Consider the following 12769-nt stretch of genomic DNA (forward strand, 5'->3'; position numbering starts at 1 on the left):
CTGCCCGACGCCGGGCCGGGCAGGTGGAACCGGCGGACCGGTATCGACCGGCTCCAACGGGTTTCCAACATGTTCGCAATCGCGTGCTCCTATCTTTCGCAGTGCGATTTTCGACTCCGGGGTCGAAGGGCCTCGGCGAATCAGGAGAGAGAGCACGTGACCGACCCTTATCAGCAGGAGCCGGGATACGGACCGCAGGCAGGCCCGTCCGGCGGCCCGGTTCCCCCGGTCCCGCCCCCGCCCCCCGCTTACGGTCAGCCCCCCGCCTACGGTCAGCCGCCGGTCTACGGCCGGCCCGGCGGCGATCCGGAGGCGCCGTTCGGGCGCAACGCGCAGGGTGAGCCCTATTCGGACAAGTCGAAGCTGGTCGCGGGCCTGCTGGAGATCTTCCTGGGCAGCTTCGGCATCGGCCGGTTCTACCTGGGCTACACCGGCATCGGCATCGCCCAGATCGCGGTCACCTGGCTGACCTGCGGCGTCGGCGCCCTCTGGCCACTGATCGACGGCATCATGATGCTGACCGGCAAGGTGCGCGACCCGCAGGGCCGTCCGTTGCAGGAGAGCTAGCCGGAAGTGCCGGTCCCCGAATCGGATCAGTCCCGGGTGGGTGCGTCCAGCGCATCGAGTGCCGCGCGGGTCTCCGGATCGAGGACGAGATCGCCGGCGCCCAGATTGTCGTCGAGATGGGCGGGATCCGCGGTGCCGGGGATGAGCAGAGTGTTCTGGTAGTGGGCGAGCAGCCAGGCCAGACCGATGCTCGCGGAAGTGGTGTGCAGGCGTGCGGCAACGGCCTGGACGACCGGGTTGTCGGCGATCGGGGTGTGGCCGGGTAACGCGGCGGAGCCCAGGGGGAAGTACGGCACCCAGGCGATGCCGTGCGCCCTGCACACCTCGAGCGCCGATTCGGTGCTGCGGTTGGTGACGTTGAACACGTTCTGCACACACACGATTCCGGCGGGGAGCGCCGCGCGCAGCGTGTCGGCCGCGACGTTGCTCAGGCCGATGCCGCCGATCAGGCCCTCGTCGCGCAGGGCGATCAGCTCGGCGAGCTGGTCGTCGAGGGCGACCACCTGGTCGCCGGTCGCGATGATGCCCGGGGGGATGTCCGTGCGCCGCAGGTTCACCACCGGCAGCCGGTCCATCCGCAGTTCGGTCAGATTCGCGTGGATCTGGGCGCGCAGCTGTTCGGGTCGTTGCGCGGCGACCAGCGGACCGCCGTCGTCGGCGGCGCCCACCTTGGTGACCACCACCAGATCCGCGTCGTAGGGGGCCAGCGCGGTGTGGATGAGCCGGTTGCAGGCGCCGGCGCCGTAGAACTGGGCGGTATCGATGTGGTTCACGCCGCGTTCGCTCGCGCGCCGGAGCACCGCGACCGCGACCTCCGGGTCGACCGGCGGAACTCGCCTGCGTACCAACTGCATCGCGCCGAATCCGAGGCGGGCGACCGGCCGGTCGCCGAGCAGCGCGGTGCCGCCGGGGCGGTGCGGCCGCGCTGCGGAACTGCCGGTGGCGGCGCCCACCGGGCTGGTGTCGGATGTCATGGCGGCCTCTCGAATGGCATAGTGGAACAGAAGAACCGGAGGGTCCTCCGGATGATGTCAGCCTAACAGAAACGGAGGACCCTCCGCTTGCTCGAGGGGATTGTGCCGTGACATTCGACAGGGTGCTGCCGTGACGGCGGGTCGCGCCGACGCCCGGCGCAACCGCGAACTCCTGCTGGAGACCGCGCGGGAACTGCTCACCACGGAATCCGGGAAGGTGCCGCTGGAGGCGATCGCACGGGCCGCCGGCGTCGGCATCGGCACCCTCTACCGCCACTTCCCGACCCGGGAGGCGCTCGTCGAGGCCGTCTACCGGGCCGAGGTGGACCGGCTCTGCGCCGGCGCCGCGGAACTGGCGGCCGCCGGACCCGCCGATGCCGCGCTGCGCGCCTGGACGGACCGCTTCGCCGACTACATGGCCACCAAGCGCGATATGGCCGACGCGCTGCGTGCGCTCATCGATTCCGGGGCGGTGACCTCCTCCCAGACGCGGCAGCGCCTGTCCGAGGCGGTCCGGGTCCTGCTCGACGCCGGCGCCGCCGACGGGACACTACGTGCCGACGCGCATGCGGAGGATGTGGTCGCGAGCCTGGTCGGCATCCATCTCGCCTGCGGTCCCGATCAGCTCGAACAGGCCGGGCGCATGCGGCAACTGCTGTTGGACGGGCTCGCGCCGCGCTCCTGAATCCCCGGGCGCCGCCGGGACGGGCCGAAGCCCGCCCGCTCCGGCGGTGGCATTTCGGCCGGGGCCGATCAGACTGCCAGGACAGCTTTCAGCTGGGCCGCACCCGTGGTGGTGAGCCAGGTCTCGAGATTCTGGAGGCCGGGGAGGATGGCCCGGACCGCTGCGATGTCGGCCTCCCAGCCGTGCCCGGCTTCGGCGAGTCGCCAGGTGTCGCCGACCGAGGCGGTCAGGGCGTCGGCTTCCGCCTCGGTGAGGCGCTGGTAGCGCAGGGGGTGGCCGACGGCCCGGCCGATGATCTCGGCGGATTCCGGTGGGGTGTGCGCGTCGCCGGCCAGGTCGAGGGCGAGGCCGTGGAAGCGGTCCGGGTCGGCGAAGGCGAGCGCGGCGATGGCGCCGATATCGTCGACGGCGATCATCTGGACCGGTCGGTCGGTGCGGAAGATGTGGCGGTTGACGCCGCCGTGGAAGCCGTCCAGGGGCAGCGCGGCCAGGCCGAGGAAGTTCTCCATGAAGCGCACCGGACGCAACAGGGTGTAGCGCAACCCGCTCGCCCGCGCGGCCTCCTCGATCCGATGCTTGCCGTGGTTGGCGAAGCTGACCTCGTTGCCGAAGGAGGCGACGCCGGTGAAGACGATCTGCTCGACGCCCGCGGACCGGGCGGCGTCGACGAGCGCCACGCCCCGGTTCGCCTCCAGGTCCACATCCCAGCCGCCGGGACCGAAGGCGGCCGGTGGAACGAGGAAGACGCCGCCGGCGCCCGCGACGGCGGCCGTCAGCGTCTCCGGCCGGTCGAAGTCGCCCACGGCGAGTTCGGCGCCGAGTTCGGCCAGGGCCTGCGCCGCAGCCGCATTCGGGTCGCGGACCAGGGCCCGCACCGGGCGGCCCGCCGCCAGCAACTGCCGGGCGGTGGCGCCGCCCTGGTGGCCCGTGGCGCCGGTGACCAGGACGAGTTCGTTCTGATGGGACATGTGCACCTCGTCTGTTCGATAGAATCCGGGTCGAGCAACCCGTATCCCGGACGATACGGGCGCTCACACCCGATTCACCAGGTCGACCGGGAGGGGTGCGTAACGAAATGAGTTCCGCCACAGCCGGGCTCGCCGCCCGGGCGGACGCCCGCCGGAACCGAGCGCTGGTGCTGGCCGCCGCGCAGAGCGCCTTCGCCGACCAGGGCGTGTCGGTGTCGCTGGCCGAGATCGCCCGCCGTGCCGGAGTCGGCGCGGGCACCGTCTACCGCCACTTCCCGACGAAGGCCGACCTGCTGGAAGCCGTGATGCAGCAACGCATCGAGCGGATGACCGACCGGGCGACAGCCTGCCTGTCCGCGCCTGACGTGGGCGCGGCGTTCTTCGAATTCTGCGTGTACACGGTCGTTTCCGGGCCGCGCAATCAGGCGGTCTGCGACGTGATGACCACGGACGACGGCTGGCCCCGCGCGCTGATGCACGGTGCCGGCGAGCGATTCCACCGCGCCCTGCGGGAATTGCTGGTGGCGGCCCAGCGCCACGGGGCGGTGCGGCCGGACCTCACCCTCACCGACCTGCTCGGCATCTTCACCGGATGCGCTGCGATCCAGCGGGTTTCGGGAGCGGGCCCGGAGTTGCTGCGGCCCACCCGGATTGCCCTCGACGCGCTGCGTCCGCGCGCCGGCGGGCCGGTCACGAAACCCGCCTCCGACGCTGTTCTTCGTGACGAAACGCGTAACGAAACAGACACCGCCCACTGCTCGGAATGCGGTGCGGCCCTCCGCCGTCGCGGCACCGGCCGCCCCGCCCGGTTCTGCTCACCGGCCTGCCGCCAGAAGGGCCACCGCCGCCGGTCGGCCCGCGCCGCCCAGCCGCCGGCGCACGCGGAATTCTGACGAGGCGCGGTCGTCGGGCTGTGGTGGCCGATATCTCGATCGTCGTCCGCTGGGCCGGTGCTCGGCATGCTCGGTCCCGGTACTCGGGAACCGGCGGCCGCCGCCGGGGTCGAGCAGCGGGCGCGTCGGCCGGGGCCGACGGCTGCGGCCGATTCAGCTGTCCGGCGGTGCCGGGGCAGGGCGCGCCGGCATCGTCGCCACGCCGGTGGTCAGGTCGACCACCGGTTCGTCGCCGGAGATGCGGTCGTCGGCCTTCGCGACGGCCACCCACTCCTTGCGTTCGTGAACGTGTTTGCGGGACGGGCCGAATATCTCGAGGACGTCGGCGCCGTGTGGCCGGCCCTCCGGGTGGGTGCGGGATCGGCGCCACCAGCTCACCGGATCGACCGTACGCGCCCGGGCGGGCGGCTGCCGCTAGAGCAGGTCGCTGACGTCGTCGGGCACGTCGACCGCGTACTTGCGCAGCGTCTCCATCGGGATGACCTCCAGCGCGTTCTCGTGTGTCGCGGCCAGCACCACGGGAGCGGCGACGCCGTCCTCGTGGGCGTGCAGCCAGCGCACCGCCACCACGCACCAGCGGTCGCCCGGTTGCAGGCCGGGGAAGTTGTTGTCGGGTCGTGGAGTGACCAGATCGTTGCCGATCGACTTCTGATGCTCCAGGAATTCGGCCGTCACGACGGTGCACACGGTGTGGCTACCGAGGTCTTCCGGGCCCGTGCTGCAGCATCCGTCCCGATAGAAGCCGGTGAGAGGATCGGTGCCACACTCCTCCAGCGGTCCCCCAAGCACATTACGATCGGTCACGAAAGCCGATCCTATTGTCTTGGTGTCGGATTCGCCGAGCCTTCTCGACCATGGTGTGATCGAAAATCGGGTCAGCCCAGCTTGCGGTAGTTCGCGGCCTCCGATTCGTCCGGTTCGGTGGCGAGGAACGCGTCCAGCATCTCGTCGGCCACCGTGGGGGAGGTGAGCCGCAGGCCGAGCGCGAGGACGTTGGCGTCGTTCCATTTGCGGGCGCCCTCGGCGGTGGCGCGATCGGTGCACAGCGCCGCGCGGACGCCGGGAACCTTGTTGGCGGCGATCGACACGCCGGTGCCCGTCCAGCAGCACACGACGCCGAGATCGGCGCGCCCGGTGGCGACGGCCTCGCCGACGCCGCGGCCCGCGTCGGGCCAGGCGATGCCCTCGCCGACCACGATCAGTTCGTGGCCGTGTTCGGTCAGCCGGGTCTTCAGGTGGTCGGTGAGCTGGGTGCACTCGTCGGTGCCGAAGGCGATCCGCACGGGCACCAGAGTAACGGGATCGGGCCCGGCGGCGGTGGACGATCAGGCATTTCCGGCGGCGGCCCGCGCGAGTACCGGCCGGTGTTCTGACAGGATGGGCGCTGTGACTGCGCAAGCCTGGATTCTGATCGCCGCAATCGCCGCCGTCCTGGTGGTGGCGCTCGTCGTCGCCGGATTCGTCCGGTATAAGCGTCGCCGGGTGACCTTGACGCCGGCCGCTCCGACCCGTGAGGTGACCGATCGGTCGGGTGGCTATACGGCGGCCGGCGGATTCAGTTTCGCGCGGGGCGGTGCGAAGCCGGAAGCGGTCGCCGTGCCGGGCGAGCGCACCGACGACGAGGGGCAGCCGCACATCGGCGACGACGCCGCCGTGCCGCGCGATTCCACCCGCCGCTCGATCACCGACGTCCGGTTGCCCGAGCCGGGCCGGGAGGAGGCCGTCGAGGCGGCGAGCGTGCAGACGCCGGAACCGGCTGCGGTCGCCCAGGAGGCGGCAGCGCTGGCCGCGGTCGCGGGTGCGGAGCAGGCGCGGGCAGCTACCGAGACCGATGGGACGGCTGAGGCTGCTGGTTCCGGTGCGGGTACCGAGACCGGCGCTGAGGCTGGGACTATCGGGGTGAATGGGACTGCCGAGTCCGAATCCACCGAGTCCACTGCGATCGCCGGTACCGCCGAGTCCACCGGAGTCGCCGGGACTGCGGCCGCCGGAACTGCCGGGGCCGCCGAATCCACCGGAGTCGCCGACTCCGCCACATCCGGTACCGAAGCCGCGGACCTCGCGACCGCCGAGGAGGCCGCGGCTGCCGCGGCCGATCAGGTGGCCGCGGCGGTGGCTGCCACGACCGCTCCCGCCCCTGCCGCGGTCCCGACCACCCCGGCCGCGCCGCTGGAGGAGATCGAACCCACCGAGGGCCGCCTGGATCGGCTGCGCGGGCGGCTGTCCAGGTCCCAGAACGCGGTCGGCAAGAGTCTGCTCGGTCTGCTCGGCGGCGGTGATCTGGACGAGGATTCCTGGGAGGATATCGAGGACACGCTGGTGATGGCGGATCTGGGCGCGGCCGTTACCGCGACCATCGTGGACAAGCTTCGCGAACAGATGGCTACCCGCAGTGTCCGCAGCGCCGACCAGGCTCGGGCGGTGTTGCGCGAGGTGCTGGTCGGGGCGCTGCGCCCCGAACTGGATCGCTCCATCAAGGCGCTGCCGCACGCCGATCACCCGTCGATCCTGCTGGTGGTCGGCGTCAACGGCACCGGGAAGACCACCACCACCGGCAAGCTCGCGCGAGTCCTGGTGGCCGACGGGCGCCGGGTGCTGCTGGGCGCCGCCGACACCTTCCGTGCCGCCGCTGCCGATCAGCTGCAAACCTGGGGCGAACGAGTCGGCGCGGAGACCGTGCGGGGTCGCGAGGGCGCCGATCCGGCCTCGGTCGCCTTCGACGCGGTCACCGCCGGTATCGCGCAAGGCGTCGACGCGGTGCTGGTCGACACCGCCGGTCGGCTGCACACCAAGACCGGTCTGATGGACGAGCTCGGCAAGGTGAAGCGGGTGGTCGAGAAGAAGGCCGCCGTCGACGAGGTGCTGCTGGTCCTGGACGCCACCGTGGGCCAGAACGGGCTCACCCAGGCCCGGGTGTTCGCCGAGGTGGTCGACATCACCGGTGTGGTGCTGACCAAACTGGACGGTACGGCCAAGGGCGGCATCGTGTTCCAGGTGCAGCACGAACTGGGCGTGCCGGTGAAGCTCGTCGGCCTCGGCGAGGGCGCCGACGATCTCGCCCCGTTCGAGCCCGGCGCGTTCGTCGACGCGTTGCTCGGCTGAGCCCGGCCGGTCGGGTTCGGCGGTGTGCCGGGTTGTCCGGACAAATATCGGACAACCGTTCTGTAACCGATCACAACGCGATATCGGATGCGCAGGTCGCAACCGTTTTCGCACGCTCACCGCCGATGATTCACAGCGGTGAACCGGAAGTGCTGTGCGGGTTTCGAAACACAGATGCAACACCACCCGCAGATCCGTTCACGCAGGTGAAACTCGTCGGCGGCACAGACGAAACACCGTATGAGCAACCTTCTTGGCGTGCAGGCTCGTTGCCGTGAACTTTGGCCGGGCCCGAGATGAGGAGGAACAAGTGGCGTATCCCCTGACCGGTCTGCCGGATACCGGCGACACCGCATGGATGCTGGCGAGCTCTGCGCTCGTCTTGCTGATGACGCCCGGTCTGGCGTTCTTCTACGGCGGCATGGTCCGCTCGAAGAACGTACTGAACATGATCATGATGAGCATCAGTGCGATGGGTATCGTGGGCGTGCTCTGGGCGCTCTTCGGCTATTCCGAAGCGTTCGGCAACAACAAGTTCGGAGTGATCGGCGACCCGGGCCAGTTCTTCGGCCTGAAGGGTCTCATCGGCGGTAACAGCGTGAAGGCCGTGCCCGCCGCGGCCGGTACGGCGGCCGTCCCGGAGACCGACATCCCGCTGGCGGGCACGATCCCGATGACGGTCTTCGTGGCCTTCCAGCTGATGTTCGCGATCATCACCGTGGCCCTGATCTCGGGCGCGGTGGCCGACCGCCTGAAGTTCCGGGGCTGGCTGGTGTTCGCCACGATCTGGGCGATCGTGGTGTACTTCCCGGTCGCGCACTGGGTGTTCGACTTCAACGTCTCCGACTCCTCGGGCAACCTGGTGCACGCGGGTGGCTGGATCGCCAACAAGTTGCAGGCCATCGACTTCGCCGGTGGTACCGCGGTCCACATCAACGCCGGCGCCGCGGGCCTGGCCCTGGCCCTGGTGCTCGGCAAGCGCAAGGGCTGGCCGACGACTCCGGCTCGGCCGCACAACATTCCGTTCGTCATGCTCGGCGCCGGTCTGCTGTGGTTCGGCTGGTTCGGCTTCAACGCCGGTTCCGCGGTGAGCTCCAACGGCCTGGCCGGTTCGACCTTCCTCACCACGACCTTCGCCACCTGCTCGGCGATGCTGGGCTGGCTGCTGGTGGAGAAGATCCGCGACGGCAAGCCCACCACCCTCGGTGCCGCTTCCGGCATCGTCGCGGGCCTGGTCGCCATCACCCCGTCGTGCTCCTCGGTGAACATCCTGGGCGCCTTGGTGATCGGCGTGGTCGCGGGCATCCTCTGCGCGCTGGCCGTGGGCCTGAAGTTCAAGCTGGGCTTCGACGATTCGCTCGACGTGGTCGGCGTCCACCTCGTCGGCGGTGTCGTCGGCACCCTGATGATCGGCCTGTTCCTCGCTCCCGAGTCGGGTGCGTCGGGTGCGCTGTCCGGTGCCAAGGGCCTGTTCTACGGCGGCGGTTTCTCGCAGCTGGGCAAGCAGGCGGTCGGTGCGGGTGCGGTGCTGGCCTACTCCTTCATCGCGTCGCTCATCATCGCCTTCATCGTGAAGTTCACGGTGGGAATCCGTGCCAACGACGAAGAAGAGTCGGTGGGCTTGGACGAATCGGAGCATGCTGAATCGGCATACGATTTCGCTGCTGTGGGTGGCACGGCACGCACCGCCGTCGTCAAGGACGCCGTCAAGGAGGCATGACGAAAATGAAACTTGTTACTGCGATCGTCAAACCGTTCACGCTCGAGGACGTCAAGTCCGGGCTGGAGCAGGCCGGCGTGCTGGGCATGACCGTCAGTGAGGTCCAGGGCTACGGCCGTCAGAAGGGCCACACGGAGGTCTACCGCGGTGCGGAGTACTCGGTGGACTTCGTTCCCAAGGTCCGCGTGGAGGTCGTCGTCGACGACACTCAGGTGGAGAAGGTCGTCGAGGTGATCACCGAGGCCGCCCGCACCGGCAAGATCGGTGACGGCAAGGTCTGGATCACCCCGGTGGACGCGGTGATCCGGGTCCGTACCGGCGAACGCGGCGCCGACGCTCTGTAAGGCCGACCGGATTCCGGCGCGCCGGCGGCGGAATCCGGGAGCAGATATTCGAATCCAGCGGCGGCCCCGCTCCACCCGGTGAGACCGGTAGGGGCGGGGCCGCTCGTGTGAGACGGGCGGTGGGTACGGTAGTGGGCAACCAGCGAACGCAGGACGAATTGTCGGGCGGCGCAACGGATCTGGTGCGGGCGCGGAATCAACTGCTGGACGGCGGGGACACCCGCCGTCCTCGTCTGGACGCGGAATCGCTGCGCCAGGCGCTGGTCGATCTGTACGACCTCTGGCTGACCACCAAGGGCGGCGAACTCGGTATCGCCCGCGACAGCGGTCTGGCGGTGGTCGCGGTCGGCGGGCTCGGACGCAAGGAGATGCTGCCGTACTCGGATCTGGATCTGGTGCTGCTGCACGACGATGTCGATCCGCAACGGGTGGCCGAGGTCGCCGACCGGCTGTGGTACCCGCTGTGGGACGCCCACATCAAACTGGATCACAGTGTTCGGACCGTGCCGCAGGCGCTGCGGGTGGCCGCCGACGATCTCACCGCCGGACTCGGCCTGCTCGAGGCCCGGCACATCGTCGGCGACGCCGAACTGAGCAACCTGCTGATCGGCGGGGTGCGCCGGGAGTGGCGGACCGGTATCCGGTCGCGCTTCACGGATCTGGTCCAGCAGGCCCAGGCCCGCTGGAATCGCAACGGCGAGATCGCCCATCGCGCCGAACCGGATCTGAAGAACGGCCGTGGCGGGCTGCGCGACATCCAGCTGCTGGACGCACTGGCCATCGCGCAGCTGACCGATGCCATGCCGGGCCTCGGCCCGGACGTGCCCGGCGGCGGGCTCAAGCAGGCGCGCCGGCGGCTGCTGGATGTTCGCACGGAACTGCATCGGGTGGCCGGACGGTCCCGCGATCAGCTCCGTGCCCAGGACGCCGACGAGATCGGCGCCGCGCTGCGCATCGGTGACCGGTTCGATCTGGCCCGCACGCTCAGCGACGCCGCCCGCACCGTCAACTACTCCACCGACGTCGGGCTGCGCACGGCGGGCAACGCGTTGCCGCGCCGCGGTCTGGCCCGTCTGCGCCGGGTTCCGGTGCGCCGACCACTCGATGAGGGGGTGGTCGAGCACTCCGGAGAGGTGGTGCTGGCCCGGGACGCGCGCCCGGCCAAGGATCCCGGGTTGATCCTGCGGGTGGCGGCGGCATCGGCGCAGAGTGGGCTGCCGATGTCCGCGACCACCCTGAACCGGTTGTCCGAGGACGCCCCCGAACTGCGCGAGCCGTGGCCGCGGGAGGCGCTCAACGATCTGCTGGTGCTGCTGGGCGCCGGTCGCGGCACCATCGACGCGGTCGAGGCGCTGGACCGGACGGGCCTGTGGGGCCGGTTGTTCCCGGAGTGGGGGGCGGTGCGCGACCTGCCACCGCGCGATGCCGTGCACACCTGGACCGTCGACCGGCACCTGATGGAGACCGTCGCCTACGCCAGCGCGCTCACCACTCAGGTGTCGCGTCCGGATCTGCTGCTGCTCGGCGCGCTGCTGCACGATATCGGCAAGGGCCGCACCGAGGATCACAGCATGGTCGGCGCCGAACTGGCCACCCAGATCGGCCGCCGACTCGGGCTGTGGCCCTCGGACGTGCACACCCTGAGCGCCGTGGTGCGGTACCACCTGCTGCTGCCGGAGACCGCGACCCGCCGCGACCTGGCCGATCCGGAGACCGTCCGGATGGTTGTCACCGCCCTGGACGGCGACTCGCAGGTGCTGGACCTGCTGCACGCCCTCGCCGAGGCCGATTCGCTGGCCACCGGGCCCGGGGTCTGGGGCGACTGGAAGTCGGCGCTGATCGGTGAGCTGGTCCGGCGCTGCCGCTTGGCGATGGCGGGGGAGAGTCAGCCGAAGCCGGATCCGATCGCGGAGGAACTGATCACGCTGGCGACCGCGGGCGGGGTGCACGTGCAGCTGCGGCCCGGCGACGGGCGCTACAACCATGTCGTCACGGTGATCGCGCCGGACACTCCGGGCCTGCTGTCGGAGGCCGCGGGCGTGCTGGCGCTGCATTCCCTGCGGGTGCTGTCGGCCTCGCTGGGCAGCGCGCCCATCGCCGGCGCGAGCGCCGAGTCGGTGGGGGCCGGCGGCCGGTCCGCGATCGACACCTTCGTGGTGACACCGAAATTCGGCGATCCGCCGGATGCGGGGCTGCTGCGGCAGGAGCTGATCCGGGCGCTGGACGGCGATCTGGACGTGGGCGCCGTGCTGGCCAAGAAGGAACGCGAGGCGGCGCTGCGGCCGAGCCCGTACGCCCAGGCCGAACCCCGGGTGATCTGGACCGACACGCTGACCGCCGGCGAGGTGCTGCTGGAACTGCGGGCCGAGGACCGTATCGGCCTGCTCAGCAGGCTCGCCGACGCGCTGTCCCGGGCGGGGGCGGATGTCCGCTGGGCCAAGGTGGTCACCCTCGGCGCCGCGGTCGTGGACGCGTTCTGCCTGCACCTCGGCGATACCGACAGCCCGCAGCGCCGCGCCGAACTGGAGGCGGCGCTGCTGGCGGTGGTCCCCCGGCCGGAGCCCCGCAAACCGGAGGTCGCGGAGCCCGATCCGGCCGGGTGAGGCGCTATTTCAGGCCGGAGCGGACGAACGCGTCCACCACATGCCGTTGCAGGAACAGGTAGATCAGGAAGATCGGCAGGCAGGCGATGCCGGAGGCGGCCATCACCGCGCCCCAGTTGTCGCCCTCCGCGCCGAGGAAGCTCCGGATGCCGATCTGCAACAGCGCGTTGGACTTTCGTAATACCAGTGCGGGCCACAGGTATTCGTTCCACGCGGTGATGAACAGCATGATGCCGAGCGCCGCCAGGGCCGGGCGCAGATTGGGCAGCACCACCCGCCACAGGGTGCCCCAACTGGTCCGGCCGTCCATCTGCGCGGCGTCGATCAGGTCGCGCGGGAACGCCTGCAAGTGCTGGCGCAGCAGCATCACGCCGAACGCCGAGCAGAGATTGGGCACGATCACCCCGGCCACCGTGTTGAGCAGCCCCAGCTGGGAGACCAGCAGGTAGTTGGGGATCATCGTCACCTGGAACGGCACCAGCCACGATCCGACGAACAGCATGAACAGCAGCCGCTTGCCGGGGAACGACCACATCGCGAACCCGTAGGCGGCGAAGATCGCCAGCAGCAACTGCGATACCGCCAGCGCCGCCGCCATGCCGAAGGTGTTCAGCATCATCGAGCCGATCGGGATGGTGTGCCACACGTACCGGAAGTTGTCCAGGCTGATCGGCCAGGGCAGCGGCGAGTGCGACAGCATATCCGCCGGGGCCCGGAAAGCGGTGGCGAACATCCAGTAGATCGGGAAGATCGCCGCCACCGCCGCGAGCGCGAGCACCACGTGCCCGGCGATCCGCAGCACCGGATTCGTCCGGGTGCCGGTGGCGGTGGCGTCGGTGACGCCTGGTGCGGCCGCCGCCCGGACGGGCCGGACGGCGACCGCGGTTGATACGAGAGCCATCGTGTCCTCCGG

Annotated in this window: 13 protein-coding genes; 7 read left to right on the forward strand and 6 right to left on the reverse strand. The window is 70.5% G+C overall.

Annotation, left to right across the window (positions count from 1 at the left end; all coding sequences use genetic code 11):
• Nucleotides 1–156 precede the first annotated feature (156 nt).
• A complete protein-coding gene (locus LBW94_RS17060; RefSeq protein WP_225057641.1) occupies nt 157–567 on the forward strand; it encodes a TM2 domain-containing protein in 411 nt (136 codons plus the stop codon).
• A gap of 26 nt (nt 568–593) precedes the next feature.
• Here LBW94_RS17060 and LBW94_RS17065 read toward each other — a convergent pair whose 3' ends face one another.
• Nucleotides 594–1541, reverse strand: a complete 948-nt coding sequence (locus LBW94_RS17065; protein WP_225057640.1) for an aldo/keto reductase — start codon at nt 1539–1541, stop codon at nt 594–596.
• 130 nt (nt 1542–1671) lie between these two features.
• On the opposite strand from LBW94_RS17065, the gene LBW94_RS17070 reads away from it, so the two are divergent.
• On the forward strand, nt 1672–2226 hold the full coding sequence (locus tag LBW94_RS17070; RefSeq protein WP_225057639.1) for a TetR/AcrR family transcriptional regulator: 555 nt from the start codon (nt 1672–1674) through the stop codon (nt 2224–2226).
• A 68-nt stretch (nt 2227–2294) separates the two neighbouring features.
• Here LBW94_RS17070 and LBW94_RS17075 read toward each other — a convergent pair whose 3' ends face one another.
• The gene (locus LBW94_RS17075; RefSeq protein WP_225057638.1) at nt 2295–3194 is read right to left on the reverse strand and encodes an NmrA/HSCARG family protein; all 900 of its coding nucleotides are present in this window, start codon (nt 3192–3194) and stop codon (nt 2295–2297) included.
• Nucleotides 3195–3301: 107 nt separating this feature from the next.
• Here LBW94_RS17075 and LBW94_RS17080 point away from each other — a divergent pair, with 107 nt between their 5' ends.
• Entirely contained in the window at nt 3302–4087 is a 786-nt protein-coding gene (locus tag LBW94_RS17080) for a TetR/AcrR family transcriptional regulator (RefSeq protein ID WP_255634216.1), read from the forward strand.
• A gap of 153 nt (nt 4088–4240) precedes the next feature.
• On the opposite strand, the gene LBW94_RS17085 is transcribed toward LBW94_RS17080, so the two are convergent.
• The 3 genes from LBW94_RS17085 to LBW94_RS17095 form a co-directional block, all read right to left on the reverse strand.
• Nucleotides 4241–4465, reverse strand: coding sequence for a hypothetical protein (locus LBW94_RS17085; RefSeq protein WP_225057637.1), 225 nt, complete (start codon nt 4463–4465; stop codon nt 4241–4243).
• Between the two features lie 36 nt (nt 4466–4501).
• A complete protein-coding gene (locus LBW94_RS17090; protein ID WP_225057636.1) occupies nt 4502–4891 on the reverse strand; it encodes a DUF2237 family protein in 390 nt (129 codons plus the stop codon).
• Between the two features lie 71 nt (nt 4892–4962).
• A complete protein-coding gene (locus LBW94_RS17095; RefSeq protein ID WP_225057635.1) occupies nt 4963–5370 on the reverse strand; it encodes an RpiB/LacA/LacB family sugar-phosphate isomerase in 408 nt (135 codons plus the stop codon).
• Nucleotides 5371–5473: 103 nt separating this feature from the next.
• On the opposite strand from LBW94_RS17095, the gene ftsY reads away from it, so the two are divergent.
• The 4 genes from ftsY (at nt 5474) to LBW94_RS17115 (ending at nt 11856) form a co-directional block, all read left to right on the forward strand.
• Entirely contained in the window at nt 5474–7189 is a 1716-nt protein-coding gene (ftsY, locus tag LBW94_RS17100; RefSeq protein ID WP_225057634.1) for a signal recognition particle-docking protein FtsY, read from the forward strand.
• Nucleotides 7190–7547: 358 nt separating this feature from the next.
• Nucleotides 7548–8909 (forward strand): ammonium transporter, encoded by a 1362-nt coding sequence (locus LBW94_RS17105; protein WP_225057691.1) that lies wholly within the window; start codon nt 7548–7550, stop codon nt 8907–8909.
• A 5-nt stretch (nt 8910–8914) separates the two neighbouring features.
• Nucleotides 8915–9253 carry a P-II family nitrogen regulator gene (locus LBW94_RS17110; RefSeq protein ID WP_225057633.1) on the forward strand — a complete coding sequence of 113 codons (339 nt, stop codon included), beginning with the start codon at nt 8915–8917 and terminating at the stop codon, nt 9251–9253.
• Between the two features lie 107 nt (nt 9254–9360).
• On the forward strand, nt 9361–11856 hold the full coding sequence (locus LBW94_RS17115; protein ID WP_416276905.1) for a [protein-PII] uridylyltransferase: 2496 nt from the start codon (nt 9361–9363) through the stop codon (nt 11854–11856).
• Nucleotides 11857–11860: 4 nt separating this feature from the next.
• Here the strand turns inward: LBW94_RS17115 and LBW94_RS17120 are convergent, their stop codons facing one another.
• Nucleotides 11861–12757: a carbohydrate ABC transporter permease gene (locus LBW94_RS17120; RefSeq protein ID WP_225057631.1), complete on the reverse strand. Its 897-nt coding sequence runs from the start codon at nt 12755–12757 to the stop codon at nt 11861–11863.
• Nucleotides 12758–12769 lie beyond the last annotated feature (12 nt).

Origin of the sequence: Nocardia sp. alder85J, from assembly GCF_020176955.2 — a bacterium.
Lineage (GTDB): Bacteria > Actinomycetota > Actinomycetes > Mycobacteriales > Mycobacteriaceae > Nocardia.

Coding starts and splice junctions, on each gene's coding strand:
- LBW94_RS17065 (WP_225057640.1), bottom strand. CDS start 1,541: ATGACATCCGACACCAGCCCGGTGGGCGCCGCCACCGGCAGTTCCGCA.
- LBW94_RS17075 (WP_225057638.1), bottom strand. CDS start 3,194: ATGTCCCATCAGAACGAACTCGTCCTGGTCACCGGCGCCACGGGCCAC.
- LBW94_RS17080 (WP_255634216.1), top strand. CDS start 3,302: ATGAGTTCCGCCACAGCCGGGCTCGCCGCCCGGGCGGACGCCCGCCGG.
- LBW94_RS17105 (WP_225057691.1), top strand. CDS start 7,548: ATGCTGGCGAGCTCTGCGCTCGTCTTGCTGATGACGCCCGGTCTGGCG.
- LBW94_RS17110 (WP_225057633.1), top strand. CDS start 8,915: ATGAAACTTGTTACTGCGATCGTCAAACCGTTCACGCTCGAGGACGTC.
- LBW94_RS17120 (WP_225057631.1), bottom strand. CDS start 12,757: ATGGCTCTCGTATCAACCGCGGTCGCCGTCCGGCCCGTCCGGGCGGCG.